Here is a 22,398-nt window from a genome sequence, read left to right as displayed (position 1 = left end):
GCTGGGGGCGGCGCGGGGCCCCGACCACCCCGCGGGGCGCGGGGCCCCCCCGCCCGGGCAAACGGGGGGGGGGGGGCCCCGGGGGCCCCCCCCCCACCACCGGTGAGTCCGGAAACGGCGTAGCCGGTCACGAAAACAGCGAAGCCGGCCCATCCGAGGATGAACCGGCTCACTGGAGGACCGGCATGCCGGTCTGCGCGTCAGCGCGAGACCTTACCGGCCTTGATGCACGAGGTGCAGACGTTGAGCCGCTTCGGCGTCCGCCCAATCACAGCGCGCACCGTCTGAATGTTGGGGTTCCAACGACGGGGGGTACGGCGGTGAGAGTGGGAGATGCTGTTGCCGAAGCCCGGCCCCTTGCCGCAGACGTCGCAGTTGGCAGCCACAGGAGTCACTCCAAGACTTCAGATCAGATACTTTCGAAAACCCCACTCAGCCACCAGAACACTCGCGTGAACCGGATCGGACAAGGGGGTGAGCCTGGACGGTTCCAGGCAACCGGAAGAGCATACAACGCTTGCTTCCGTCCCACGAAACTACCATGACCGGCCGAGTGATCGCTCCGGCCGCCGGACCGGCCGGCCCTCCCCGGCCCCCGATAGCCTGCGGGTATCACCCCTCGCCGCTGCATCCGAATGAGTTGCTGCCCCATGGGCCACATCGGCGTCCCACCCGGAGGAGACCTGGTGCTGCACACGCTCGACGCCCCGGCCGTGCGCACCTGGTGCCAGCTCGCCCTGCGCGCGCTCGGCCAGGCCCGCGAGGAGATCGACGCGCTCAACGTCTATCCCGTCCCGGACGGCGACACCGGCACCAACCTCTACCTGACCGTCGAGTCCGCCGCCGCCGAGGTGGAGAGCCGCTTCACCGACCCCGCCGTCGACCCGGCCCCCGGGCTGGCCGACACCGTCCGGGCGATGGCCCGCGGCGCGCTGGTCGGTGCCCGCGGCAACTCCGGGGTGATCCTCGCCCAGTGGCTGCGCGGCACCGCCGAGACGCTGGCCGAGGGCGGCGGAGCCGAACAGCTGCGGGCCGCCCTCCAGCGGGCCGCCGAATCCGCCTACCAGGCCGTCGCGGAGCCCGTCGAGGGCACCCTGCTGACCGTCGCCCGGGTCGCCGCCAGGGAGGCCGTCCGGGCCGGGGACGGGCTCGCGCAGGTCGCCGACACCGCCTACCGGGCCGCCCGGGACGCGCTGCGGCACACCCCCGAGCAGCTCGCCGTGCTGGCCGAGAACGGCGTGGTGGACGCCGGCGGGCGCGGCCTGGTGGCCGTCCTCGGCGCGCTCGCCGACGCCGTCGCCGGGCAGCAGCCGATGGGGCCGGTCGCGCTGCGCGGGGACGTCCGGGCGGCGGAGCACTGCGAGACGCACCTGAGGCCGCCCGGCCCCGGCCACCCCGCCTTCGAGGTCATCTACCTTCTGGACGCCCCGGACGAGGCGCTGCCCGCGCTGCGCGAGCGGCTCGCCACGCTCGGCGACTCGCTGGTGATCGGCGGCGGCGACGGCCTGTGGAACGTGCACGTCCACGTGGACGACGCGGGCGCCGCCGTGGAGGCCGGGGTCGAGGCCGGGCGCCCGCACCAGATCCGGATCACCCACTTCGCCGAGGCCGCCGCCCGGGCCGGCACCGCCGCCGAACGCGGCGAGCGCGAGGAACGGGCCCGCGCGGTGCTCTCGGTGGTCTCCGGCGACGGCCTGGCCGAACTCTGCGAACAGGCCGGCGCCGTCGTCCTGCACGCCGACCCGGACCGCCCGCCGGCCAGCGCCGAACTCGCCGCCGCGGTGCGCCGCTCGGCCGCCCGCGAGGTCGTCCTGCTGCTCAACGACCCCGAACTGCGCGCCGCCGCCGGGGCCGCCGCCGACCAGCTGCGCGAGGAGGGGATACGGATCGCCGTGCTGCCCACCCGCTCGCCGGTGCAGGGGCTGGCGGCGCTGGCGGTGCACGAGGGCGGCCGCCGCTTCGACGAGGACGTGGTCGCCATGACCTCCGCCGCCGGGGCCACCCGGTACGCCGAACTCGCCGTCGCCGAGGGGGAGTCCTGGACGATGGCCGGGGTCTGCCAGGCCGGGGACGTGCTCGGGCTGATCGACGGCGACGTCGCGGTGATCGGCACCGGGCTGGCCCAGGTGGGGGAGAGCGTGCTGGACCGGATGCTCGGCGCGGGCGGCGAACTCGTCACCCTGGTCCTCGGCGGCGGCACCGACGCGGCGCTCGCCGAACGGCTGGTCGCCCACGTCCGGCACCGGCGGCCCGAGGTGGACGCGGTGGTCTTCCACGGCGGGCAGGAACCGGCGCCGCTGCTCATCGGGGTGGAGTAGGACGTGGAGTAGGAACCGGTTCGTCGGTCCCGTGGTGTAGACAGGGGGCCTGATGGGCGCTCTCGATGAACCACTGACCAAGCTCGTCGGCGACCGCACCGCGAAGGTGCTCGCCGACAGCCTCAAGCTGCGCACGGTCGGGGACCTGCTGCACCACTACCCGCGCCGCTACGTCGAACGCGGCCAGCTCACCAGTCTGGACGAGCTGGAGGTCGACGAGCACGTCACCGTGCTGGCCCGGATCGAGAAGGTCACCCTGATCCCGTTCCGCGGCCGCAAGGGCGACCGGCTGGAGGTCGTCGTCACCGACGGCCGCAGCCGGCTCTCGCTGGTCTTCTTCAACCAGGGCTGGCGGCAGAAGGAGCTCAGGGCCGGCGCCCAGGGCCTGTTCGCCGGCAAGGTCGGGGTCTTCAACCGCTCCCGCCAGCTGGTCTCGCCGGACTACCAGCTGCTCGACGAGGAAGCGGGGTCGGACGCGGCGAAGCAGTTCGCCGGCCGGCTCATCCCGGTGTACGGCGCCAGTGCGCAGATGCCCAGCTGGAAGCTGTCGATCTGCGTCGAGACCGCCCTCACCAAGCACCTCGGCGACGTCGGCGAACCGCTGCCCGCCGAACTGCGCGAGCGGCACGACCTGATCGCGCTGCCCGAGGCGCTGGAGCTGATCCACCGCCCGCGGAACCAGGCCGACCGCGAGCGCGCCCAGAGCCGGCTGCGCTGGGACGAGGCCTTCGTGCTCCAGGTCGCCCTGGCCCAGCGCCGGGCCGCCGACTCCGCGCTGCCGGCCAAACCGCGCGCGGCCCGTGAGGGCGGCCTGCTGGACGCCTTCGACGCCCGGCTGCCGTTCACCCTCACCGAGGGCCAGCGGAAGGTCTCCGCCGAGATCGCCGCCGACCTCGCCACCGAACACCCCATGCACCGCCTGCTCCAGGGCGAGGTCGGATCGGGCAAGACGCTGGTCGCGCTGCGCGCCATGCTGGCCGTGGTCGACGCGGGCGGCCAGGCCGTGCTGCTGGCGCCCACCGAGGTGCTCGCCCAGCAGCACCACCGCTCGATCGTCGAGATGATGGGGGACCTGGCCGAGGGCGGCATGCTCGGAGGTTCCGAGCACGCCACCCGGGTGGTGCTGCTGACCGGCTCGATGGGCGTCCCCGCCCGCCGCCAGGCGCTGCTCGACATGGCCTGCGGGGACGCCGGTATCGCCATCGGCACCCACGCGCTGATCGAGGACAAGGTCCAGTTCCAGGACCTCGGCCTGGTCGTGGTCGACGAGCAGCACCGCTTCGGCGTCGAGCAGCGGGACGCGCTGCGCGCCAAGGGCGAGCAGCCGCCGCACCTGCTGGTGATGACGGCCACCCCGATCCCGCGCACCGTCGCCATGACGGTCTTCGGGGACCTGGAGACCTCCGTCCTGGACCAGCTGCCGGCCGGCCGCTCGCCGATCGCCACCCACGTCGTCCCGGCGCTGGAGAAGCCCAACTTCCTCACCCGGGCCTGGGAGCGGGTCCGCGAGGAGGTCACCAAGGGCCACCAGGCGTACGTGGTCTGCCCGCGGATCGGGGACGAGGAACCGGCCGCCGACCCGAAGGCGGCCAGGAAGAGGCGCAAGGCGGCCGAGGAGGACTTCGAGGACCTCACCACCCCGGACGCCGGCGCCGCGAGCGACGAACGGCGGCCCCCGCTCTCGGTGGTGGAGACCGCCGAGATGCTGGTGAAGGGCCCGTTGAGCGGCCTGCGGGTGGAGATCCTGCACGGCCGGCTCGCGCCGGAGGCCAAGGACGAGGTGATGCGCCGGTTCGCGGCCGGCGAGGTGGACGTGCTGGTCGCCACCACCGTGATCGAGGTCGGCGTCAACGTCCCCAACTCCACCGCGATGGTCATCATGGACGCCGACCGCTTCGGCGTCTCCCAGCTCCACCAGCTGCGCGGCCGGGTCGGCCGCGGCAGCGCCCCGGGCCTGTGCCTGCTGGTCAGCGACATGCCCGGGGCCAGCCCCGCCAGGGCGCGGCTGGACGCGGTGGCCGGCACCCTGGACGGCTTCGAGCTGTCCCGGATCGACCTCGAACAGCGCCGCGAGGGCGACGTGCTGGGCCAGGCGCAGTCCGGGGTGAAGTCCTCGCTCAAGGTGCTCTCGGTGCTGGAGGACGAGGAGGTCATCCTGACCGCCCGCACCGAGGCCACCCGGCTGGTCGCCGAGGACCCGGACCTGGCCGCCCACCCGGACCTGCGCACCGCGCTGGAGAGCTTGATCGACGAGGACCGCGCGGCCTACATGGAGAAGGGCTGAGCGGGCCCCGGGCCCGCCGGATTGTCAGACCCCCACGAGAGAATGAAGGTGTTCAGGGCGCACCCCCAAGGTGCGTTCCTGGCGCGACACTTGGGGGTCATGCCATGGCATTCCGTCATCTCAACGAGCTCCCGCTGGGCGACAAGGTCTTCCGGATCGAACTCGCCAGCGACGACGACCGCGAGGTCACCCTCACCCTGACCGGCTGGCGCGAGGGGGCGGCGGCCGCGCCGCTCGCCTCGGGCAAGCTCCGCCTGCCGGTCGAGGACGTCGCCTCGCTGCGGATCGCGCTCAACCGCGCGCTGCGGGCGCTGGCGATCGTCGCCGACGTCTCCGAGCCCATCCCCGACCGCGACGTGCTGCGCGAGCTGTACCCCGGCCACGGCGCCCCCTGGGTGCCGCAGCACGAGGAGGAACTGGTCCGGCGCTTCCACGACGGTGAGACCGTCGCCCGGATCGCCGCCCGCTTCGGCCGCACGCCCGACTCCGTCCGGACCAAGCTGCGCGAGCTCGGGCACGACCCGCGCCGCCCCGAGTTCTGCCCGCCCGACGGCTGCCTGTCCTGGTCCCGCTACGCCTCGCCGGCCCTGCTCGGCGCGTCCGTCCCGGCCCCCTCGGCGGGCGCCGAGGCGAGCTGAGCCGCACTCCCCGCAGGCCCCGCCGGTGAGCCCGGCGGGGCCCGCGCCGTATAGCGTGGTCGGGCAGCGACGAAAGGACCTCCCACCACCATGACCCGCGTGATCGCCGGGGCGGCCGGCGGCCGCCGACTGGCCGTACCGCCCGGCCGGGGCACCCGCCCGACCTCCGACAAGGCCCGTGAGGCGATGTTCTCCACCCTGGAGGCGTTGCGCGGCACCGTGCACGGGGCCCGGATGCTGGACCTGTTCGGCGGGTCGGGCGCGGTCGGCCTGGAGGCGCTGTCGCGCGGTGCCGAGCACGTCCTGCTGGTGGAGGCGGACGGCCAGGCGGCCCGGGTGATCCGGGAGAACGTCCGGACGCTGGGCCTGCCGGGCGCCGAGGTGCGGGCCGCCAAGGCCGAGAAGGTCATCGCCGGCCCGGCCCCGGAGACGCCGTACGACCTGGTGTTCCTCGACCCGCCGTACGCGGTGACGGACGGGGAGCTGCGCGAGATGTTGACCACACTGTCGGCCGGGGGCTGGCTCGCGGAGGACGCACTCGTCACCGTGGAGCGAAGCACCCGGGGCGGCGAGTTCGGCTGGCCCGAGGGGTTCGAGGGGCTGCGCTCCCGCCGCTACGGCGAGGGCACGCTCTGGTACGGTCGCGCCGCCGCGGCCGGAGATCAGGAGTAGCGGGCCGCGGCCCGCAGTAGCCGTCACCCCACGAGGGAGCACACACGCCATGCGCCGAGCCGTCTGCCCCGGTTCGTTCGACCCGATCCACAACGGCCACCTCGACATCATCGAGCGCGCCTCGAAGCTGTACGACGTGGTGCACGTCGCGGTCCTGGTCAACCGGAACAAGCGGGGCATGTTCACCATCGACGAGCGGATCGGCCTGATCGAGGAGGTCACCGCGGACTTCGGCAACGTGGTGGTCGAGTCGCACCAGGGCCTGCTGGTGGACTTCTGCCGCGAGCGGGGCATCCCGGCGATCGTCAAGGGCCTGCGCGCGGTCAGCGACTTCGACTACGAGCTGCAGATGGCGCACATGAACAACGGCCTGACCGCGGTGGAGACGCTGTTCCTGCCGACCTCGCCGACGTACAGCTTCCTCTCCTCGACGCTGGTCAAGGAGGTCGCCTCGTACGGCGGCGACGTCTCGCACCTGCTGCCGGAGGCGGTGCACAGCCGGCTGGTCGAGCGGATCGCGGAGCGCAAGGCCGCGCAGTAGCCCGCTCGCTGTCCGATTCCGCCGTTTCATCACGTCATGTCCGTTTCCCCGGGCGCCCGTTCGGCTCGGGGGTTGGGAACCCGCAGGGCAGTGGCCGTACAGTCAGTACTCCCTGCCCTGCGGTGAGGTCCACCGCGTCGGGCCTGCCTCCGCCGGACCGTCGGCGGCACACGGAAAGTGGAAGCCCCGTGGACGTGCAGAACAAGGTCGACGAGATCGTGGCGGCGGTCGAGAACGCCCGCTCGATGCCGATGTCGGCCTCCTGCGTGGTGAACCGGGCCGAGCTGATCGGCCTGCTCAACAGCCTCAAGGCGGCCCTTCCCGCCGAACTGGCCCAGGCCCAGTCGGTGATGGCCGACCACGAGCAGGTGGTGGCGGGCGCCCAGGCCGAGGCCGAGCGGATCATCCAGGGCGCGCACGCCGAGCGCGGCTCGCTGATCTCGGACACCGAGGTGGTCCGCCGGGCCCAGGCCGAGGCCGACCGGATCCTCGCCGAGGCGCGCGCCGAGGTCGACACCAAGCGGGTCGAGGCCGACGACTACGTGGACAGCAAGCTCGCCAACTTCGAGGTCGTGCTGACCAAGACGCTGGGAGCGGTCGGCCGCGGCCGCACCAAGCTGCGCGGCGACTCCGGCGTCTTCGAGGCCGAGTCCGGCGGCGAGAGCGACGGCGAGGAGTTCCGCCCGCAGCGGATCAGCCCGAGCCCCGAGGTGGACGAGTACGTCGATGTGAAGCTCGCCACCCTGGAGAACGTGCTCAGCGCCACCCTCGACGCGGTCGGCAAGGGCCGCGACAAGCTGCTCGGCAAGCGGCCGATCGACGAGCTGGGCGCCTACCTGGCCGCCGCCGACCAGGCCCAGCAGGCCAAGGAGCGGGCCGAGGCGGTGGCGGCGGGCTTCGCCGAGGACGCCGAGGGCGGCGACATCGCGTGGTACCGCGAGGAGGTCCCGCAGCAGCAGACCTGGCCGGAGTCGGCCCCGGCCGCGGCCGGCTGGCAGGCTCCCGGCACGGACCAGTACGCGGCCGCCCAGCAGCAGGGCGGGCAGTACGCCGAGGTGTACGGCGGAGGCTTCGACCCGGCCGGCCAGGGTGACCCGTACAACACCCAGTGGGGCCAGCAGCAGGGCGGCTACCCGCAGCAGCCGGGCTACCCGCCCCAGCAGGGCGAGGGCTACGGGTACCAGCAGCAGCCGGGCTACCCGGCGCAGTCGTACGACGCCTACGCCTACCCGCAGCCGCCCGCCGCCCCGCCGACTGTGCCGCACCAGCAGCAGGGCCAGGGTCAGGGCCAGCAGCAGGGCCAGGGCCAGGGCCTGGACGAGACCAGCTTCTTCGACACCAGCATGATCGACATGACCAGGCTGCGGGAGCTCGGCGGCCGCTGAACCGGCCCCGGAGCGACGGTGCGGGGAGTCTCCTGACGGGACCGAAGTTGGGCCTGGCGGGAGACTCCGGTAGTCTGACCACTCCGGCCTCCCCATGTCCGGCCGTCGGCTTGCCCGCTCGCAACGCCGACTCGTATGGGGACACTCTTCGTCGATTCCTATGGAAGTCAGGACACTGTGAACCGCCTCGACCACCGCGACCCCCTCGTGTTTGACACGCACGAGCTCGGCCGTCGCCCGGGCTCGATGCGCAAGGTGAGCCGGACCCTGGAGGCCCCCGAGGGCCTCGGGATCGTCGACGTGGTCGGGGTTCCGGAAGGAAGCCCGATCGAGCTGGAGCTCCGCCTGGAGTCCGTGGTCGAGGGCGTGCTGGTCACCGGCACCGCCGAGGCCCGGGTCGAGGGCGAGTGCGTCCGGTGCCTGGAGCCCGTCGAGTTCGACATCGACGTCGACTTCCAGGAGCTGTACTACTACCCGGAGTCGGACGAGCGCCATCGCGCCGCGACGACCGGGGCCGAGGACCTCGACGAGGACTCGGAAGAAGAGACTTACCGCCTGGAGGGCGACTTCTTCGACCTCCAGCCGGTGCTGCGTGACGCGGTGGTGCTCGCACTGCCGCTGCAGCCGGTGTGCCAGGAAGACTGCCTGGGCCTGTGCTCCGAGTGCGGAGCGCGCCTGAGCGACGACCCGGCGCACCACCACGACGCCGCCGACCCCCGGTGGGCGGCTCTGCAGGGACTCTCCGCCGCCCCCGGCGACGAGGGTGACGGGATCAAGACCAGCGACACCCGTGAGGGTCTCGCCGAGAACCAGGAGAAGTAGCCGTGGCTGTTCCGAAGCGGAAGATGTCGCGCAGCAACACGCGCCACCGTCGGTCCAACTGGAAGGCCGTCGTTCCGGCCCTCGTGGCGTGCGACAGCTGCCACGAGCCGAAGCTCGGCCACATCGCGTGCCCGAGCTGCGGCACGTACAACCGTCGCCAGGTCCTCTCGGTCTGATCGGCGGGGTGCACGGATCGATGTCGGACGGTAACTCCACCCGCAAGGCGTCCTCCGCCCCGAAGGGTCCTTCGGGCGGTGGCAAGGCCGGTGGGCCGGCTTCGACCGAATACGACGTCCTGGAAGGGCGCCTCGGGTACACGCTCGAGCGCGCCCTTCTGGTGCGTGCCCTGACCCACCGCTCGTACGCGTACGAGAACGGCGGGCTGCCCACCAACGAGCGCCTGGAGTTCCTCGGCGACTCGGTGCTGGGCCTCGTGGTGACCGACACCCTCTACCGCGTCCACCCGGACGTCCCGGAGGGCACGCTCGCCAAACTGCGCGCCGCCGTGGTCAACTCCCGCGCGCTCGCGGACGTCGGCCGCGGCCTGGAGCTCGGCACGTTCATCCGGCTGGGCAAGGGTGAGGAGGGCACCGGCGGCCGCGACAAGTCGTCGATCCTCGCGGACACCGTCGAGGCCGTGATCGGCGCCATCTACCTGGACCAGGGACTGGACGCGGCCACCGAGTTCGTCCACCGGCTGTTCGACCCGCTGATCGAGGAGTCCTCTCAGCTGGGCGCGGGCCTGGACTGGAAGACCAGCCTCCAGGAGCTCACCGCCTCGGTGGGCATCGGCGTGCCCGAGTACGTGGTCATGGAGTCCGGTCCGGACCACGAGAAGACCTTCACCGCGGCGGCCCGGGTGGCCGGCGAGGACTTCGGCAGCGGCGTCGGCCGCTCCAAGAAGGAAGCCGAGCAGAAGGCCGCCGAGAGCGCCTGGCGCGCGATCAAGGAGAAGTACGCCGACCGGCTCCCCGCCGGGGCCTGAGCGGCGGCCCGGCACGCCGGGCCCACCGCGCAGTAGCCTTCACTCCCGCCGATCCGTACCGATGCCGATCCGTGCCGAGCAGGAGGCGTTCTCCCGTGCCCGAACTCCCCGAGGTCGAGGTCGTCCGCCGTGGTCTGGCCACCTGGGTGGCCGGGCGGACCGTCGCCGACGTCCAGGTGCTGCACCCGCGCGCGGTGCGCCGCCAGCCTGCCGGCGCGGCCGACTTCTCGGCCCGGCTGATCGGCACCACCCTCGGCACCGCGCAGCGGCGCGGCAAGTACCTGTGGGTGCCGCTGACCGGCACGGGGAGGCCGCGGGCCGGATCGGGGTCCCCCCGGCCGGAGGCAGGGGGAGGCTTCTCGCTGATCGGCCACCTCGGGATGAGCGGCCAGCTCCTCGTCCAGGACCCGTCCGTCCCCGACGAGACGCACCTGCGGGTCCGGCTGCGCTTCGCCGACGGCGGGCGCGAACTGCGCTTCGTGGACCAGCGGACCTTCGGCGGCCTGGCGGTCGAGGAGGCCGAGGACGGGGACCCGGAGGGCACTCCGGTCTCCATCGCGCACATCGCCCGCGACCCGCTCGACCCGCGCTTCGACGACGCCGCCTTCGTCACCGCGTTGCGGGCCAAGCGGACCACCGTCAAGCGGGCGCTGCTCGACCAGAGCCTGATCAGCGGCGTCGGCAACATCTACGCCGACGAGGCGCTGTGGCGCTCCCGGCTGCACTACGACCGCCCGACCGCGACGCTCACCCGCCCGCAGGCCCTTCTGCTGCTGGCCGGCGCCCGGGACGTGATGACGGCGGCGCTCGCCGTCGGCGGCACCAGCTTCGACAGCCTCTACGTCAACGTGAACGGCGAGAGCGGCTACTTCTCCCGGGACCTCGACGCCTACGGCCGCGAGCAGGAGCCCTGCCGCCGCTGCGGCACCCCGATCCGGCGGGCGTCCTGGATGAACCGCTCCAGCTACTTCTGCCCCCGCTGCCAGCGCGTGCCGCGCACCCGCGGTTAGGGCCCGTCTCCCGGGCCTCTGCCGGGTGCGCGGCGAAACCCGGGAGACGGGGCCCTCGGGCCCTCGGGCCGAGCGCTACTTCCGGGTGAGTTCGGGCTCCTGCGGGGCCGGTTCCCCGGGTGTGCCGTGGGTGTCCTGGCCGAAGTAGGCGACCCCGACCGCGGAGACCACCGCGAGCAGGAAGCCGACCACCCCGAGCCAGCCCAGGCCGGCCTTGGAGGAGTCGCCGAGCCAGAGCACGCCGGCCGCGCCGGGCAGCACCGTCTCGCCGACCACCAGCGCGGCCGTCGCGCCGTTCACCGAGCCGATCTGGAGCGCCACGGTGTGGATGTACATGCCGCCGAGGCCGCCGACCAGGACGGCGTACAGGGCCGGGTCGGAGAGCAGCGGGCCGAGCGCGAACGGCTCGATTCCGTTGAGGATGCGCACCCCGACGCCCAGGGCGCCGAAGCCGAGGCCGGAGAGCAGGCCGGCGACGATGGCGCCGTTGGCGCCCATCCGCCGCACCAGCAGGCTGCCGCCGGCCAGCAGCACGGTGGTGGCGATCAGCAGCGCCCAGTGGAAGGACATCGCCACGTGGTGGCCGCCCTCCGGCCCGGCCGAGACGGCCAGCAGCACCAGCGCCGAGCAGAGCACGCCGATCGAGGCCCACTCCAGTTGCTTGAGCCGGATGCCCAGCAGCTTGATGCTGAGCACCGCGGTGATCACCAGGTTGGCGCTGATGATGGTCTGGGAGAGGAACAGCGGCAGCAGCCGCGCGGCCAGCGCGCCGAGCCCGAACCCGACCAGGTCCAGCACCGTGCCGAGGATGAACTCCCAGGTGACGGCGGCCTTCGCGGTCGAGGACAGGCTCGGGCCGCCGTGTTCGGTGGTCGAGGTGGTGGCGCCCTTGGCGGCCTCCTCCCGGGCGGAGCGGCGGGATCCGACGGCCTGGAGGACCGAGCCGGTGCCGTAGCAGGCGGATGCCGCCACGGCGGTGACGAGGCCGATGATCACCGAGCGCTCCGATCGGGAGTTGGGTCAGGAACGGGCTGAGTAAAGAAAAGGCAATGGGACCGGTGGTCCGGGACCACTATGCCCGCTCGCGCGGTACGGTCGGCACGCCCCCGCAGTGCCCCGGCACCGGGCCGGGCCCGCCGGGACGTACGTCCGGGGGCCTCGCGGGGTTCCCGCGCCGGTCCCGTCTCAGGGGAAGCTCGGGGAAACATCATCCCCGAGGAGGGGCGCCACCCCGGCGGACGACGGGGACTCTTGTCGATACCAGTATGCGAAGGGTATGGCGTGCTTTCGGGCCGGTCACGGTAGCGTCGAGGGCATGAGAACCCTTGCACGACGTTCCCGGGGCGCCGGGCCGCTTGCCCTGGTGGCGGCGCTGCTCGGGCTGCTGATGCTCCTGTCGGCACCGACGGCCTCGGCCGCGGGCGGGCTGAGCGACGCCGCCGCCGCCATGAAGAAGGGGCAGGTCTACGTCGCCCCGGCCATGACCAGCCGCTTCAGCGAGTCCCAGGCCGAGGCCCTGAGCAAGAAGATCGACAAGGCCGACAAGCCGATCTTTGTCGCGGTCATCCCCGACAAGGCGTTCGGCAAGGCCACCCTTCAGGACCTCCGCACCCTGGTGGGCATCGACGGCGTCTACGCGGTCTGGCACGACGGCACGCTCGACGCCGGCGGCGACCGCGGCGCGATGGGCGCCGGCCAGCCGCAGCGCATCGCCGGCGCGGCCGCCCGCTCGAACGGCGGCGACATCGACGCCACGCTGAACTCCTTCGTCGACCAGGCCGCCCCGCAGACCAAGGGCACCGGGGTCAACCACAGCACCTCGATCGCCTGGGTGGTCATCCCGGTCGTGCTGCTGGCGCTGGCCGGGGCCGGCGTCTTCTTCCTGTTCCGCCGGGCCAAGCAGCGCAAGGAGGCGCAGGCCCGGGCCGAGCTGGACCAGTTGCGCCGGGTGGTGGACGAGGACATCACCGCCTTCGGCGTCGAACTGGAGCGGCTCGACTTCAACCCGGCCGCCGCGGACGCCGACGACTCCCAGCGCACCGACTACAGCCGGGCCCTGGACTCGTACGACACGTCCAAGCGGCTGATGGACGAGGCCAAGCGGCCGGAGGACGTCAAGCAGGTCACCGAGGCGATCGAGGAGGGCCGCTTCTCGCTGGCCACCCTGGCCGCCCGGCGGGAGAAGCGGCCGCTGCCCGAGCGCCGTCCCCCGTGCTTCATGGACCCGCGCCACGGTCCGTCCGTCAAGGACGTCGACTGGGCCCCGGCCGGCGGCTCCGCCCGTTCCGTGCCGGTCTGCCAGGCCGACGCGGACCGGATGGCGGCCGGCCTCGACCCGGCGATCCGCACCGTCGACACCGAGCAGGGCCCGCAGCCGTACTGGAACGCCGGCCCGGCGTACGCCCCGTACGCGGGCGGGTACTACAGCGGCTTCGGTGGCGGCGGTCTGCTGCCGGGCCTGCTGGTCGGCACCATGCTCGGCTCGATGATGAGCACCCCGGCCTACGCGGCCGCGCCGATGATGGGCGGCGGCTACCAGGACCAGTACGAGGGCGGCGACTTCACCGGCGCCGACTTCAACGCCTCCGACTTCGGCGGCGGTGACTTCGGTGGTGGCGGAGACTTCGGCGGCGGTGGCGACTTCGGCGGCGGGGACTGGTAACCCGCCCGCCCGCCACTCCAGCGGCCCCGCCGGTCCTCCGGCGGGGCCGCTCCCGTTCGCGAGGGTTAGGGTCGGGGCATGCACGGTCGCGACGCCCACAGTGAGGAACCGGTCCGGGTGACCGCCTGGGTCCGGGGGAAGGTCCAGCAGGTCGGGTTCCGCTGGTGGACCAGGGCGCGGGCGCTGGAGATCGGCCTGAGCGGCTACGCGAGCAACCTCGGCGACGGCCGGGTGCAGGTGGTGGCCGAGGGGCTCGCGGCCGACTGCGAGGAACTGCTGGCCCGGCTCCGCGGCCCCGGCACCCCGGGCGGCGTCACCGGTGTCACCGAGATCTGGACGGCCGTCGGCCCCGGTTACGAGGGCTTCGAGATCCGCTGAGCCGTCCGGGTTCCCGGCCCGTCGCCGCCCGCTCGCCGGCCCGTCGCCGCCCCGCCGCGCGGGCGGCGGGGAAAAGATCGGGAACCGGCGGTGTCACGAGGTTGCCATCCGGGCAGACTCGTGGTTGACTCCGCATCGAACGATGATCCACGAGCGTGTCGTGGACCCGTCCCGAGACCCCCCAGGCGTGACGACACCGCCGGGCAGGTGACAGGGGCGCGGTAGCGTGCGGTGATCGTGTTGACCCTTTCCGTCTTTGGTGAGACGCTGGAAGCCCGCGCACACGACCGCGTTCTCCCGGTAGGCGCATGCCCTCGTGAGCCCAGCTCACGGTGGTTGTGCCGTAGTGCCCAGCCAGCACTTCCGGTGGCGCGCCGCGCGTGCGTCCCCCTTCCCCCTAGACCTGTACCGTTCCGGTTCGGTCACTCAGCGTGGAGGACCATTCATCATGGCAAAGGCGCTTCTCGGGTACGTCGGCGGCCCCGACCCGCGAATGCTCTCCGAGATGCGACGGCTCCAGCAGCGCGTCCAGGACCTTGAAGCCGAGCTCCTTCGGATGCAGGCGGAGAACGACGCTCTCACCGCTGTCGCTGACGAGCACTCGCTGCTCAACAGCATCGATCTGGATCAGCGGGAGCCGGCTCTCACCTGAGTCCCGCCCGGTCCTCGCAGATCGACGCCGCTGTGCACTGAGCCGCCCCGAAAGGGACGCAGCTTGCAAGGGACGCCCGGATGTGGCGTCCCTTCGTCGTGTCGTGCTCCGGATAGGGTCGGTCCCTGTCGCGAGCGAACGAGGAGACCGGCCGCGTGCACCTGAAGAGTCTGACGCTGCGCGGGTTCAAGTCCTTCGCCTCCGCCACCACGCTGCGCTTCGAGCCCGGCATCACCTGCGTCGTCGGACCGAACGGCTCCGGCAAGTCCAACGTGGTCGACGCGCTCTCCTGGGTGATGGGCGAGCAGGGGGCCAAGACGCTGCGCGGCGGCAAGATGGAGGACGTCATCTTCGCCGGGACCAGCGGGCGCGCCCCGCTCGGCCGCGCCGAGGTCAGCCTCACCATCGACAACGGCGACGGCGCCCTGCCGATCGACTACTCCGAGGTGACCATCACCCGGACCATGTTCCGCAACGGCGGCAGCGAGTACGCGCTCAACGGCGAGACCTGCCGCCTGCTGGACATCCAGGAGCTGCTCTCCGACTCCGGCATCGGCCGCGAGATGCACGTCATCGTCGGGCAGGGACAGCTGGACTCCATCCTGCACGCCGACCCGATGGGCCGGCGCGCCTTCATCGAGGAGGCGGCCGGCGTCCTCAAGCACCGCAAGCGCAAGGAGAAGGCGCTGCGGAAGCTGGACGCGATGCAGGCCAACCTCAACCGCGTCCAGGACCTGGTGTCCGAACTGCGCCGCCAGCTCGGACCGCTCGGCCGACAGGCCCGGATCGCCCGCCGGGCCGCCGGCATCCAGGCCGACCTGCGGGACGCCCGGCTGCGGCTGCTCGCCGACGACCTGTGCGCGCTGCGCCGGGCCGTCGAGGCCGAGGTCGCGGACGAGCTGGCGCTGCGGTTGCGCCGCACCACCGTCGAGCAGGAGCTGGCCGGCGCGGTGCGGCGCGAGCGCGTCCTGGAGGCGCAGGTCCAGCGGCTCGGGCCGAGTCTGGAGACCGCCCGGCAGACCTGGTACCGACTCTCCGCGCTCGCCGAGCGCACCCGCGGCACCATCGGACTGGCCGAGGCCCGCGCCCGGCACGCCGCCGCCGGGGCACGGGGGGAGGAGCGGCGCGGGCGCGACCCGGAGGAGCTGGAGCGGGAGGCCGGGCGGGTCCGGGAGGAGGAGGCCGCGCTGGCCGAGGCACTGGAGGAGGCCCGGTACGCGTTGGCGGAGGCGGTCGAGCGCGGGAGCGAGTCGGAGCGGGAGCTGGCCGCCGAGGAGCGCCGGCTGCGCGACGCCGCCCGGGCCATCGCCGACCGCCGGGAGGGCCTGGCCCGGCTCCAGGGGCAGGCGGCCGCGGCCCGGTCCAGGGCCGCCGCGGCGCAGGCCGAGACCGGTCGGCTCGCCGAGGCCAGGGACGAGGCGCTGCTGCGGGCCGAGGAGGCGCGGGGCGAGCTGGACGAACTCCAGCGGCAGGTGGACGGCCTGGCCGGGGAGGACGACCGGGAGGAGGCCCGCTACCGGCGAGCGCGTGAGCAACTGGCCGTCATGGAAACCGAGTTGGCCGCCGCCCGGGAGACGGCCGGCGACGCCGGGCGGGAGCGGGCCGGGCTGGTCGCGCGGCACGAGGCGCTCTCCCTCGGGCTGCGCCGCAAGGACGGCACCGGCGCGCTGCTGGACGCGGGGGAGCGGCTGGACGGACTGCTCGGCCCGGCGGCCGCGCTGCTGCGGATCGAGGAGGGGTACGAGGTGCCCGTCGCCGCGGCGCTCGGTGCGGCGGCCGACGCGGTGGCCGTCGACTCGCCGTCCGCCGCCGCCCGAGCCCTGCGGCTGCTGCGGGCCGAGGACGCCGGCCGGGCCGCGCTGCTGATCGCCGGTGCCGCCGACGTGCGCGACGCGCCGGGGACGTTGCCGGAAGGTGCCCGTTGGGCGGCCGAACTGGTCGACGGCCCGGCCGAGTTGCTCGGTGCCGTCCGGCAGCTGCTGTCCGGGGTGGTGGTGGTCGAGGACCTGGACCGGGCGCTTCGGCTGGTCGCCGCGCTGCCCGGATCCTGCGCCGTCACCCTCGACGGGGACCGGCTCGGCGCCGGGTTCGCCCAGGGCGGGTCCGGCGGCGCGCCGAGCCTGCTGGAGACCCAGGCGGCGGTGGACGAGACGGCCCGGGCGATCGGGGAACTCGCCACCCGCTGCGCCGAGTCGGCCGAGCGGCTGGCCGAACTCGCCGAGCGGCGCCGGGAGTCGGCCGCCGAGGTGGAGCAACTGGCCGAGCGGCGGCGGCAGGCGGAGAAGGAACGGGCGGGGACGGCCGGAGCGCTCGGGCGGCTCGGCGGGCAGGCCCGAGCCGCCGCCGGGGAGGCCGAGCGGCTGTCGGCCGCCGTCGAGCGGGCCGAGCAGGGGCTGACCGGGCTGCTCGACGACGCCGAGGAGCTGGCCGAGCGGCTGGCCGCCGCCGAGCAGTCGGCCCAGGACGGGGAGGACGAGCCGGACACCGCCGAGCAGCAGCGGCTGGCCGCGGCCGCGAGCACCGCCCGGCAGACCGAACTGGAGGCCCGGCTCGCGGTGCGCACCCACGAGGAGCGGGTGCGAGCCCTGAGCGGCCGGGCCGACCAGCTGGACCGGGCCGCCCGCGCCGAGCGCGAGGCGCGCGCCCGCACCGCCGAGCGCCGCCGGCGAGCCGAGCACGACGCCGCGGTGGCGAACGCCGTCGCGGCCGGCGCCCGGCAGCTGCTGGCCTGCCTGGAAGTGTCGCTGGCCCGCGCGGACACCGGGCGGGCGGCCGTCGAACAGGAGCGCGCCGAGCGCGAGCAGGAACTGCGCGAGCACCGCGAGCACGGCCGCGACCTCAAGGAGGAGCTGGACAAGCTGGTCGACGCCGGGCACCGGGACGAGGTGCTGCGGGCGGAGAAGCGGCTGCGGATCGAGCAGCTGGAGGCCCGCGCGCTGGAGGAGTTCGGCATCGACGGCGGCGGGCTGCTCGCCTCGTACGGGCCGGACCAGCCCGTCCCGCCGTCCCCGCCGGAGGAGGGCGGCGAGCCCGGGGAGCCGTACCCGTACGTCCGGGCCGAACAGGAGAAGCGGCTGCGGGCGGCCGAGAAGGCGTACCAGCAGCTCGGCAAGGTCAACCCGCTGGCGCTGGAGGAGTTCGCCGCGCTGGAGGAGCGCCACGCGTTCCTCGGCGAGCAGCTGGACGACCTCAAGCGCAGTCGGCGGGACCTGCTGGACATCGTCCGGGACGTGGACCAGCGGGTCGAGCAGCTGTTCACCTCGGCCTACCACGACACCGCCGCCCAGTTCGAGGGCGTCTTCGCCCGGCTCTTCCCGGGCGGCGAGGGCCGACTGGTGCTGACCGACCCGGACGACATGCTGGCCACCGGCGTCGAGGTGGAGGCCCGCCCGCCGGGCAAGAAGGTCAAGCGGCTGTCGCTGCTGTCCGGCGGCGAGCGCTCGCTGACCGCGGTGGCGCTGCTGGTGGCGATCTTCAAGGCGCGGCCCAGCCCGTTCTACGTGATGGACGAGGTGGAGGCGGCGCTCGACGAGACCAACCTGCGCCGGCTGATCGGGATCATGGAGGAGCTGCGGGAGAGCTCCCAGCTGATCGTGATCACCCACCAGAAGCTCACCATGGAGTGTGCCGACGCCCTCTACGGCGTGACCATGAAGGGCGACGGCATCTCCCAGGTGATCAGCCAGCGGCTGCGGGACGGGCACCGGGAACGGCGGCCGAGGGTGCTGCGCACCGCATCCGTCTAGGGAGGCTGCGGTCCATCCGGGCTCCGGTCGCGGATACTGGAGCCGTTATGGAATACGTGATCCTTGCCGTAGTCATCGCCGTGGTCGCCGTCGGCGCGATCACCGGCCTCGTCGTTTCCGGCAGACGACGCCAGCAGCTGCCCCCGAAGTCGCAGGCGCCGGTCATCACGGCGCCGAAGCCCACCCCGCAGGAGCCCCAGGTCGGTGAGGAGGCCGCTCCGCCGACGGAGGCGCCCCGCCGCACCATAGAGGAGGTGGAACTCCCGGCGGAGACGGCGGCCCCCGAGGCCCCCGAGGCCGTCGAGGTCGTCGAGGCCCCCGAGGTCGCCGAGACCGCACCCGCCATCGAGGTCCCCGAGCCCACCGCGGGCCGGCTGGTCAGGCTGCGCTCGCGACTCTCCCGCTCGCAGAACTCGCTCGGGAAGGGCCTGCTCTCGCTGCTCTCCCGGGAGCACCTGGACGAGGACACCTGGGAGGAGATCGAGGAGACCCTGCTCACCGCGGACGTCGGCGTCGCCCCCACCCAGGAGCTGGTCGAGCGGCTGCGCACCCGGGTGAAGGTGCTCGGCACCCGCACGCCCGACGAGCTGCGCGCGCTGCTGCGCGAGGAGCTGGTCGAGCTGATCGGCAAGGACTCCGACCGCACCGTCCGCTCCACCAAGCACGAGGAGGGCCCGGCCGTGGTCCTGGTGGTCGGGGTCAACGGCGTCGGCAAGACCACCACCACCGGCAAGCTGGCCCGTGTCCTGGTCGCCGACGGCCGCAAGGTGGTGCTCGGCGCCGCCGACACCTTCCGGGCCGCCGCCGCGGACCAGCTCCAGACCTGGGGCGAGCGGGTCGGGGCGCGCACCGTGCGCGGCCCGGAGGGCGGGGACCCGGCCTCGATCGCCTTCGACGCGGTCAAGGAGGGCATCGCCGAGGGCGTGGACACCGTGCTGGTCGACACCGCCGGCCGGCTGCACACCAAGACCGGTCTGATGGACGAGCTGGGCAAGGTCAAGCGGGTCGTCGAGAAGCACGGCCCGGTGGACGAGGTGCTGCTGGTGCTGGACGCCACCACCGGCCAGAACGGTCTGATCCAGGCCCGGGTGTTCGCCGAGGTGGTCGACATCACCGGCATCGTGCTGACCAAGCTGGACGGCACCGCCAAGGGCGGCATCGTGGTCGCGGTCCAGCGCGAGCTGGGCGTGCCGGTCAAGCTGATCGGCCTGGGCGAGGGCGCGGACGACCTGGCTCCGTTCGAGCCGGGGGCGTTCGTGGACGCGCTGATCGGGGACTGAGGCTCCCCGCGCACCAGGGCCCGCTCCCTTCCGGGAGCGGGCCCTTTCGCGTCTCTCCGTCTCCGCTCCGTCGTGCGTTCGTCGCGGGCGCCGGGTCGTGGGCGCGCCGAGTCGCGGTTGCCTGGTCGTGGGCGCCGGGCCGGCGGCGGCGCCGGTTCAGCGCGTTCCGGAGGGGAGCGCCCGGCTCACGAGGCGACCCAGGCCGGTTCGGCGGTGCGCTCGCGGCCGCGGTGGCACGCGTAGGCGAGGGTGCCGAGCAGCAGCCGGGCCTCGGGCGGGCAGCCCGCGTTGTCCCGGGTGGGCCGGCGCAGCCAGCGGACCGGGCCGAGGCCGCCGATGACGGTGGGCGGGGCGGCGACGTAGCCGCCCTCGCCGTGGCAGACCAGGTCGAGCGCGGCGTCGTCCCAGCCCATCCGGTACAGCAGGTCGGGCAGGCGCCGGGCGGTGCCGACGGCGACCAGGAACTGGAGCCGGCCGGTGGGGGCGGCGAGCACCGGGCCCACCTGGGTGCCCATCCGCTCCAGCCGGACCAGCGCCTGGAGACCGGCCTGCTCGGGGACGTCCAGGACGTCGAAGGCGCGGCCGGTGGGGAACAGCACCGAGGCCCCGGTGCGGGCGGCGCGGGTCCGGCCCCCGCCACCGGGCAGCGGGTGCGGGCCGGGTGCGGCGCACAGGACGGAGCCGCAGGGACAGCGGGTCGGGGCGGTCGCGCCGTCGGCCGGGGTGCCGTCGGCCGGGTCGCCGGTGACGACCGCCCAGCCCCAGCGACCGGTGTACTCCGCGGCGGCCTGGGACGCGGTGGCCTTGGTGCGGCGGCGCGTGCCCAGCGGTGCCAGCCGAAGGTGCCCCAGTCGAAGTTCGCCGAACAGGTTGTCCATGCCTCCCCCAACAGGTTCTCGTAGCCGATGGTTACGGGACGGTGACTGTGTGTCGATTGTCAGCCGTGTGGTGCGTAGTGCGGTGGCGGCGCGCAGCGCGTGGTGTGCGCCTGTTCCGTCCGTGTGCCTCGGGCGCCGCCTTGTGGTGGTGACACCGATGCCGGATCGTCGTGTTCGTGGGACTGTCGCCGTCCGGAGTGGACGGTGAACTCGCCTGGGGCCGTGGTGGATTGCGGGCCCGCCGGGTCCTCCGGGAAGCGCCGGGTGACTTGGCGGGCCGCATATGCCGGGCCGTCGGGACCCCCTAAGTGAAGCGTGCGCCCCCGGGCTGCGGTTCACTCCTGGGGGTGGCGAAAGGTGGCGTTTCGCCAGGGCCGCTCCCGCGGGCCCCTTGAGGGGCATTACGTTCAGCACGCGGATCTCGTCGAGGAGCCCGCTCCGGGCCGACCGGCCACGGGAGTTGGGGATCTGACTGATCGTCCGCGACGATGGCACGCCAGTGCGAGGGCGCTGCGGCCCGGCACGGCAGCACTTCAGGTACGGCACGTCTGGCAAGAGCCCGCAACCGTCGGGCGGTCACGATCGGGGCCCCGTTGGGGGCCGGGCGGGATGGGGACGCTACCCATGGCAGAGAAGCAACCGAACGAGAAGCTGACCACGTGGTTCGCCCGCAGTGGCTGGTCCAAGGGCGAGTTGGCCCGCCAGGTCAACCGCAAGGCCCGGCAGATCGGCGCTCACCACGTGTCCACCGACACCTCCCGGGTGCGCCGCTGGCTCGACGGCGAACAGCCCCGTGAACCGATCCCCAAGATCATGTCGGAACTCTTCTCCGAGCGGTTCGGCTCAGTGGTCTCGATCGAGGACCTCGGTCTGCGCGCCGCCATCCCGGTCTCGACCGTGGGCGGCAGCGTCGACCTGCCGTGGAGCGGCGAGCAGACCGTCCAGCTGATCAGCGACTACTCCCGCAGCGACCTCATGCTCAACCGCCGGGGCTTCCTCGGCACCTCGCTGGCGCTGACCGCGGGCGCCGCGCTGATCGAGCCGATGCAGCGCTGGCTCGCCCCCGGCCCGACCGGCGTCCCCACCCCGATCCTCACCGCGGCCAACGGCGGCGAGGCGTTCACCGGCCGGCTCTCCGAACCCGAGCTCGAACTGCTGGAGCAGACCACGGTCATGTTCCGGCAGTGGGACGCGCAGAACGGCGGTGGGCTGCGCCGCAAGGCCGTCGTCGGCCAGCTCCACGAGGTCACCGACCTGCTCCAGGAGACGTACAACGAGGCCACCACCAAGCGGCTGTTCCGGCTCACCGCCGAACTCGCCCACCTCGCCGGGTGGATGTCGTACGACGTGGGGATGCACCCGAGCGCGCAGAAGTACTACGTGCTCGCCCTGCACGCCGCCAAGGAGGCGGGCGACCGCCCGTTCGGCGCGCTGATCCTCACCGACATGAGCCGCCAGATGATCCACCTCAACCGGGGCGAGGACGCCCTGGAACTGATCCACCTGGCCCAGTACGGCAGCCGCGACGCCGCCACCCCGCGCCAGCAGTCCCTGCTGTACGCGATGGAGGCGCGCGCCTACGCCACCATCGGCGAGGTCAACCGCTGCGCCCGGGCGATCCGGCTGGCCGAGGACACCTACACCGACATCCGGGAGGGCGACACCGAGCCGGACTGGCTGAAGTTCTTCTCGCCGGCCGAGCTGAACGCCGAGAACGCGCACTCCTACCGTGACCTCGCGTACCACTCGGACAACGCCGGGCTCTACGCCTCGATGTCCGCACCGGTGATGGGGCGCGCGGTCGACCTGTTCCGTGAGGACGCCGACCACGTGCGCTCGTTCGCCTTCAACCTGGTCGGCATGGCCAGCGTGCACCTGCTGCAGAAGGAGGCCGAGGAGGCGGTGAGGTACGCCGAGGAGGCGGTGGACATCGCGACCAAGGTCCGCTCGGAACGGCTGAACTCCCGGGTGCGCAAGACCACGGAGGCCGCGGCGGAGCGGTTCAAGGGCGTGGACGCGGTGAGCCGGCTCAAGGAGCGGGTGGTCCAGGACATCCCGGAGTACGTCTCGGTGGTCTGACCGGGTCGGGTGGTCCGACCGGGTCGGCGATCCGACCGTCCCGGTTGTCCGACCGTCCGACCCGCCCC

19 protein-coding genes are annotated in these 22,398 nt (G+C 73.5%); 16 read left to right on the top strand and 3 right to left on the bottom strand.

Annotated elements, in window-relative coordinates:
• Positions 1–200: 200 nt before the first annotated feature.
• Positions 201–386: a 50S ribosomal protein L28 gene (rpmB, locus tag ACFRMQ_RS15590; RefSeq protein ID WP_014138233.1), complete on the bottom strand. Its 186-nt coding sequence runs from the start codon at positions 384–386 to the stop codon at positions 201–203.
• Between the two features lie 264 nt (positions 387–650).
• Here rpmB and ACFRMQ_RS15585 point away from each other — a divergent pair, with 264 nt between their 5' ends.
• The 10 genes from ACFRMQ_RS15585 (at position 651) to mutM (ending at position 10,655) form a co-directional block, all read left to right on the top strand.
• Positions 651–2,318 carry a DAK2 domain-containing protein gene (locus ACFRMQ_RS15585; RefSeq protein WP_380730983.1) on the top strand — a complete coding sequence of 556 codons (1,668 nt, stop codon included), beginning with the start codon at positions 651–653 and terminating at the stop codon, positions 2,316–2,318.
• A 52-nt stretch (positions 2,319–2,370) separates the two neighbouring features.
• Positions 2,371–4,602 carry an ATP-dependent DNA helicase RecG gene (recG, locus tag ACFRMQ_RS15580; RefSeq protein ID WP_380730982.1) on the top strand — a complete coding sequence of 744 codons (2,232 nt, stop codon included), beginning with the start codon at positions 2,371–2,373 and terminating at the stop codon, positions 4,600–4,602.
• Positions 4,603–4,706: 104 nt separating this feature from the next.
• Positions 4,707–5,240: a hypothetical protein gene (locus ACFRMQ_RS15575; protein WP_380730981.1), complete on the top strand. Its 534-nt coding sequence runs from the start codon at positions 4,707–4,709 to the stop codon at positions 5,238–5,240.
• 90 nt (positions 5,241–5,330) lie between these two features.
• Entirely contained in the window at positions 5,331–5,912 is a 582-nt protein-coding gene (gene rsmD, locus ACFRMQ_RS15570; RefSeq protein WP_380730980.1) for a 16S rRNA (guanine(966)-N(2))-methyltransferase RsmD, read from the top strand.
• A gap of 49 nt (positions 5,913–5,961) precedes the next feature.
• A complete protein-coding gene (gene coaD / locus ACFRMQ_RS15565) occupies positions 5,962–6,453 on the top strand; it encodes a pantetheine-phosphate adenylyltransferase (RefSeq protein WP_380730979.1) in 492 nt (163 codons plus the stop codon).
• Between the two features lie 188 nt (positions 6,454–6,641).
• Positions 6,642–7,838: a cell division initiation protein gene (locus ACFRMQ_RS15560; RefSeq protein ID WP_380730978.1), complete on the top strand. Its 1,197-nt coding sequence runs from the start codon at positions 6,642–6,644 to the stop codon at positions 7,836–7,838.
• Positions 7,839–7,973: 135 nt separating this feature from the next.
• Positions 7,974–8,660 (top strand): YceD family protein, encoded by a 687-nt coding sequence (locus ACFRMQ_RS15555; RefSeq protein ID WP_380730977.1) that lies wholly within the window; start codon positions 7,974–7,976, stop codon positions 8,658–8,660.
• A 2-nt stretch (positions 8,661–8,662) separates the two neighbouring features.
• The gene (gene rpmF, locus ACFRMQ_RS15550) at positions 8,663–8,836 is read left to right on the top strand and encodes a 50S ribosomal protein L32 (protein WP_188303282.1); all 174 of its coding nucleotides are present in this window, start codon (positions 8,663–8,665) and stop codon (positions 8,834–8,836) included.
• A gap of 20 nt (positions 8,837–8,856) precedes the next feature.
• On the top strand, positions 8,857–9,645 hold the full coding sequence (gene rnc, locus ACFRMQ_RS15545) for a ribonuclease III (RefSeq protein ID WP_380730976.1): 789 nt from the start codon (positions 8,857–8,859) through the stop codon (positions 9,643–9,645).
• A gap of 95 nt (positions 9,646–9,740) precedes the next feature.
• Positions 9,741–10,655 carry a bifunctional DNA-formamidopyrimidine glycosylase/DNA-(apurinic or apyrimidinic site) lyase gene (gene mutM / locus ACFRMQ_RS15540; protein WP_380730975.1) on the top strand — a complete coding sequence of 305 codons (915 nt, stop codon included), beginning with the start codon at positions 9,741–9,743 and terminating at the stop codon, positions 10,653–10,655.
• 75 nt (positions 10,656–10,730) lie between these two features.
• Here mutM and ACFRMQ_RS15535 read toward each other — a convergent pair whose 3' ends face one another.
• On the bottom strand, positions 10,731–11,651 hold the full coding sequence (locus tag ACFRMQ_RS15535) for a hypothetical protein (protein WP_380730974.1): 921 nt from the start codon (positions 11,649–11,651) through the stop codon (positions 10,731–10,733).
• Between the two features lie 319 nt (positions 11,652–11,970).
• Here ACFRMQ_RS15535 and ACFRMQ_RS15530 point away from each other — a divergent pair, with 319 nt between their 5' ends.
• From ACFRMQ_RS15530 to ftsY, 5 genes are all read left to right on the top strand, one after another.
• Positions 11,971–13,317: a hypothetical protein gene (locus ACFRMQ_RS15530; protein WP_380730973.1), complete on the top strand. Its 1,347-nt coding sequence runs from the start codon at positions 11,971–11,973 to the stop codon at positions 13,315–13,317.
• 78 nt (positions 13,318–13,395) lie between these two features.
• The gene (locus tag ACFRMQ_RS15525) at positions 13,396–13,695 is read left to right on the top strand and encodes an acylphosphatase (protein WP_380730972.1); all 300 of its coding nucleotides are present in this window, start codon (positions 13,396–13,398) and stop codon (positions 13,693–13,695) included.
• Positions 13,696–14,143: 448 nt separating this feature from the next.
• Positions 14,144–14,347: a hypothetical protein gene (locus ACFRMQ_RS15520; RefSeq protein ID WP_045702518.1), complete on the top strand. Its 204-nt coding sequence runs from the start codon at positions 14,144–14,146 to the stop codon at positions 14,345–14,347.
• 155 nt (positions 14,348–14,502) lie between these two features.
• Positions 14,503–18,093 carry a chromosome segregation protein SMC gene (gene smc, locus ACFRMQ_RS15515; protein ID WP_380730971.1) on the top strand — a complete coding sequence of 1,197 codons (3,591 nt, stop codon included), beginning with the start codon at positions 14,503–14,505 and terminating at the stop codon, positions 18,091–18,093.
• A 47-nt stretch (positions 18,094–18,140) separates the two neighbouring features.
• Positions 18,141–19,373, top strand: a complete 1,233-nt coding sequence (gene ftsY / locus ACFRMQ_RS15510; protein ID WP_380730970.1) for a signal recognition particle-docking protein FtsY — start codon at positions 18,141–18,143, stop codon at positions 19,371–19,373.
• Positions 19,374–19,558: 185 nt separating this feature from the next.
• Here the strand turns inward: ftsY and ACFRMQ_RS15505 are convergent, their stop codons facing one another.
• Entirely contained in the window at positions 19,559–20,251 is a 693-nt protein-coding gene (locus tag ACFRMQ_RS15505) for a bifunctional DNA primase/polymerase (protein ID WP_380730969.1), read from the bottom strand.
• A 624-nt stretch (positions 20,252–20,875) separates the two neighbouring features.
• Between ACFRMQ_RS15505 and ACFRMQ_RS15500 the strand changes: the two genes are divergently transcribed.
• Positions 20,876–22,330 carry a hypothetical protein gene (locus tag ACFRMQ_RS15500; RefSeq protein WP_380730968.1) on the top strand — a complete coding sequence of 485 codons (1,455 nt, stop codon included), beginning with the start codon at positions 20,876–20,878 and terminating at the stop codon, positions 22,328–22,330.
• The last annotated feature ends 68 nt before the right edge of the window (positions 22,331–22,398 follow it).

The organism is Kitasatospora sp. NPDC056783 (assembly GCF_042789895.1).
Classification (GTDB): Bacteria; Actinomycetota; Actinomycetes; order Streptomycetales; family Streptomycetaceae; genus Kitasatospora.
This window is presented reverse-complemented; position numbering and strand designations above follow the sequence as displayed.

Excerpts from the sequence above, each read along its gene's own strand:
- ACFRMQ_RS15585 (WP_380730983.1), top strand. The coding sequence starts at position 651 with ATGGGCCACATCGGCGTCCCACCCGGAGGAGACCTGGTGCTGCACACG.
- recG (WP_380730982.1), top strand. The coding sequence starts at position 2,371 with ATGGGCGCTCTCGATGAACCACTGACCAAGCTCGTCGGCGACCGCACC.
- ACFRMQ_RS15575 (WP_380730981.1), top strand. The coding sequence starts at position 4,707 with ATGGCATTCCGTCATCTCAACGAGCTCCCGCTGGGCGACAAGGTCTTC.
- rsmD (WP_380730980.1), top strand. The coding sequence starts at position 5,331 with ATGACCCGCGTGATCGCCGGGGCGGCCGGCGGCCGCCGACTGGCCGTA.
- coaD (WP_380730979.1), top strand. The coding sequence starts at position 5,962 with ATGCGCCGAGCCGTCTGCCCCGGTTCGTTCGACCCGATCCACAACGGC.
- ACFRMQ_RS15555 (WP_380730977.1), top strand. The coding sequence starts at position 7,974 with ATGGGGACACTCTTCGTCGATTCCTATGGAAGTCAGGACACTGTGAAC.
- rnc (WP_380730976.1), top strand. The coding sequence starts at position 8,857 with ATGTCGGACGGTAACTCCACCCGCAAGGCGTCCTCCGCCCCGAAGGGT.
- ACFRMQ_RS15530 (WP_380730973.1), top strand. The coding sequence starts at position 11,971 with ATGAGAACCCTTGCACGACGTTCCCGGGGCGCCGGGCCGCTTGCCCTG.
- ACFRMQ_RS15525 (WP_380730972.1), top strand. The coding sequence starts at position 13,396 with ATGCACGGTCGCGACGCCCACAGTGAGGAACCGGTCCGGGTGACCGCC.
- ACFRMQ_RS15520 (WP_045702518.1), top strand. The coding sequence starts at position 14,144 with ATGGCAAAGGCGCTTCTCGGGTACGTCGGCGGCCCCGACCCGCGAATG.
- ftsY (WP_380730970.1), top strand. The coding sequence starts at position 18,141 with ATGGAATACGTGATCCTTGCCGTAGTCATCGCCGTGGTCGCCGTCGGC.
- ACFRMQ_RS15505 (WP_380730969.1), bottom strand. The coding sequence starts at position 20,251 with ATGGACAACCTGTTCGGCGAACTTCGACTGGGGCACCTTCGGCTGGCA.
- ACFRMQ_RS15500 (WP_380730968.1), top strand. The coding sequence starts at position 20,876 with ATGGCAGAGAAGCAACCGAACGAGAAGCTGACCACGTGGTTCGCCCGC.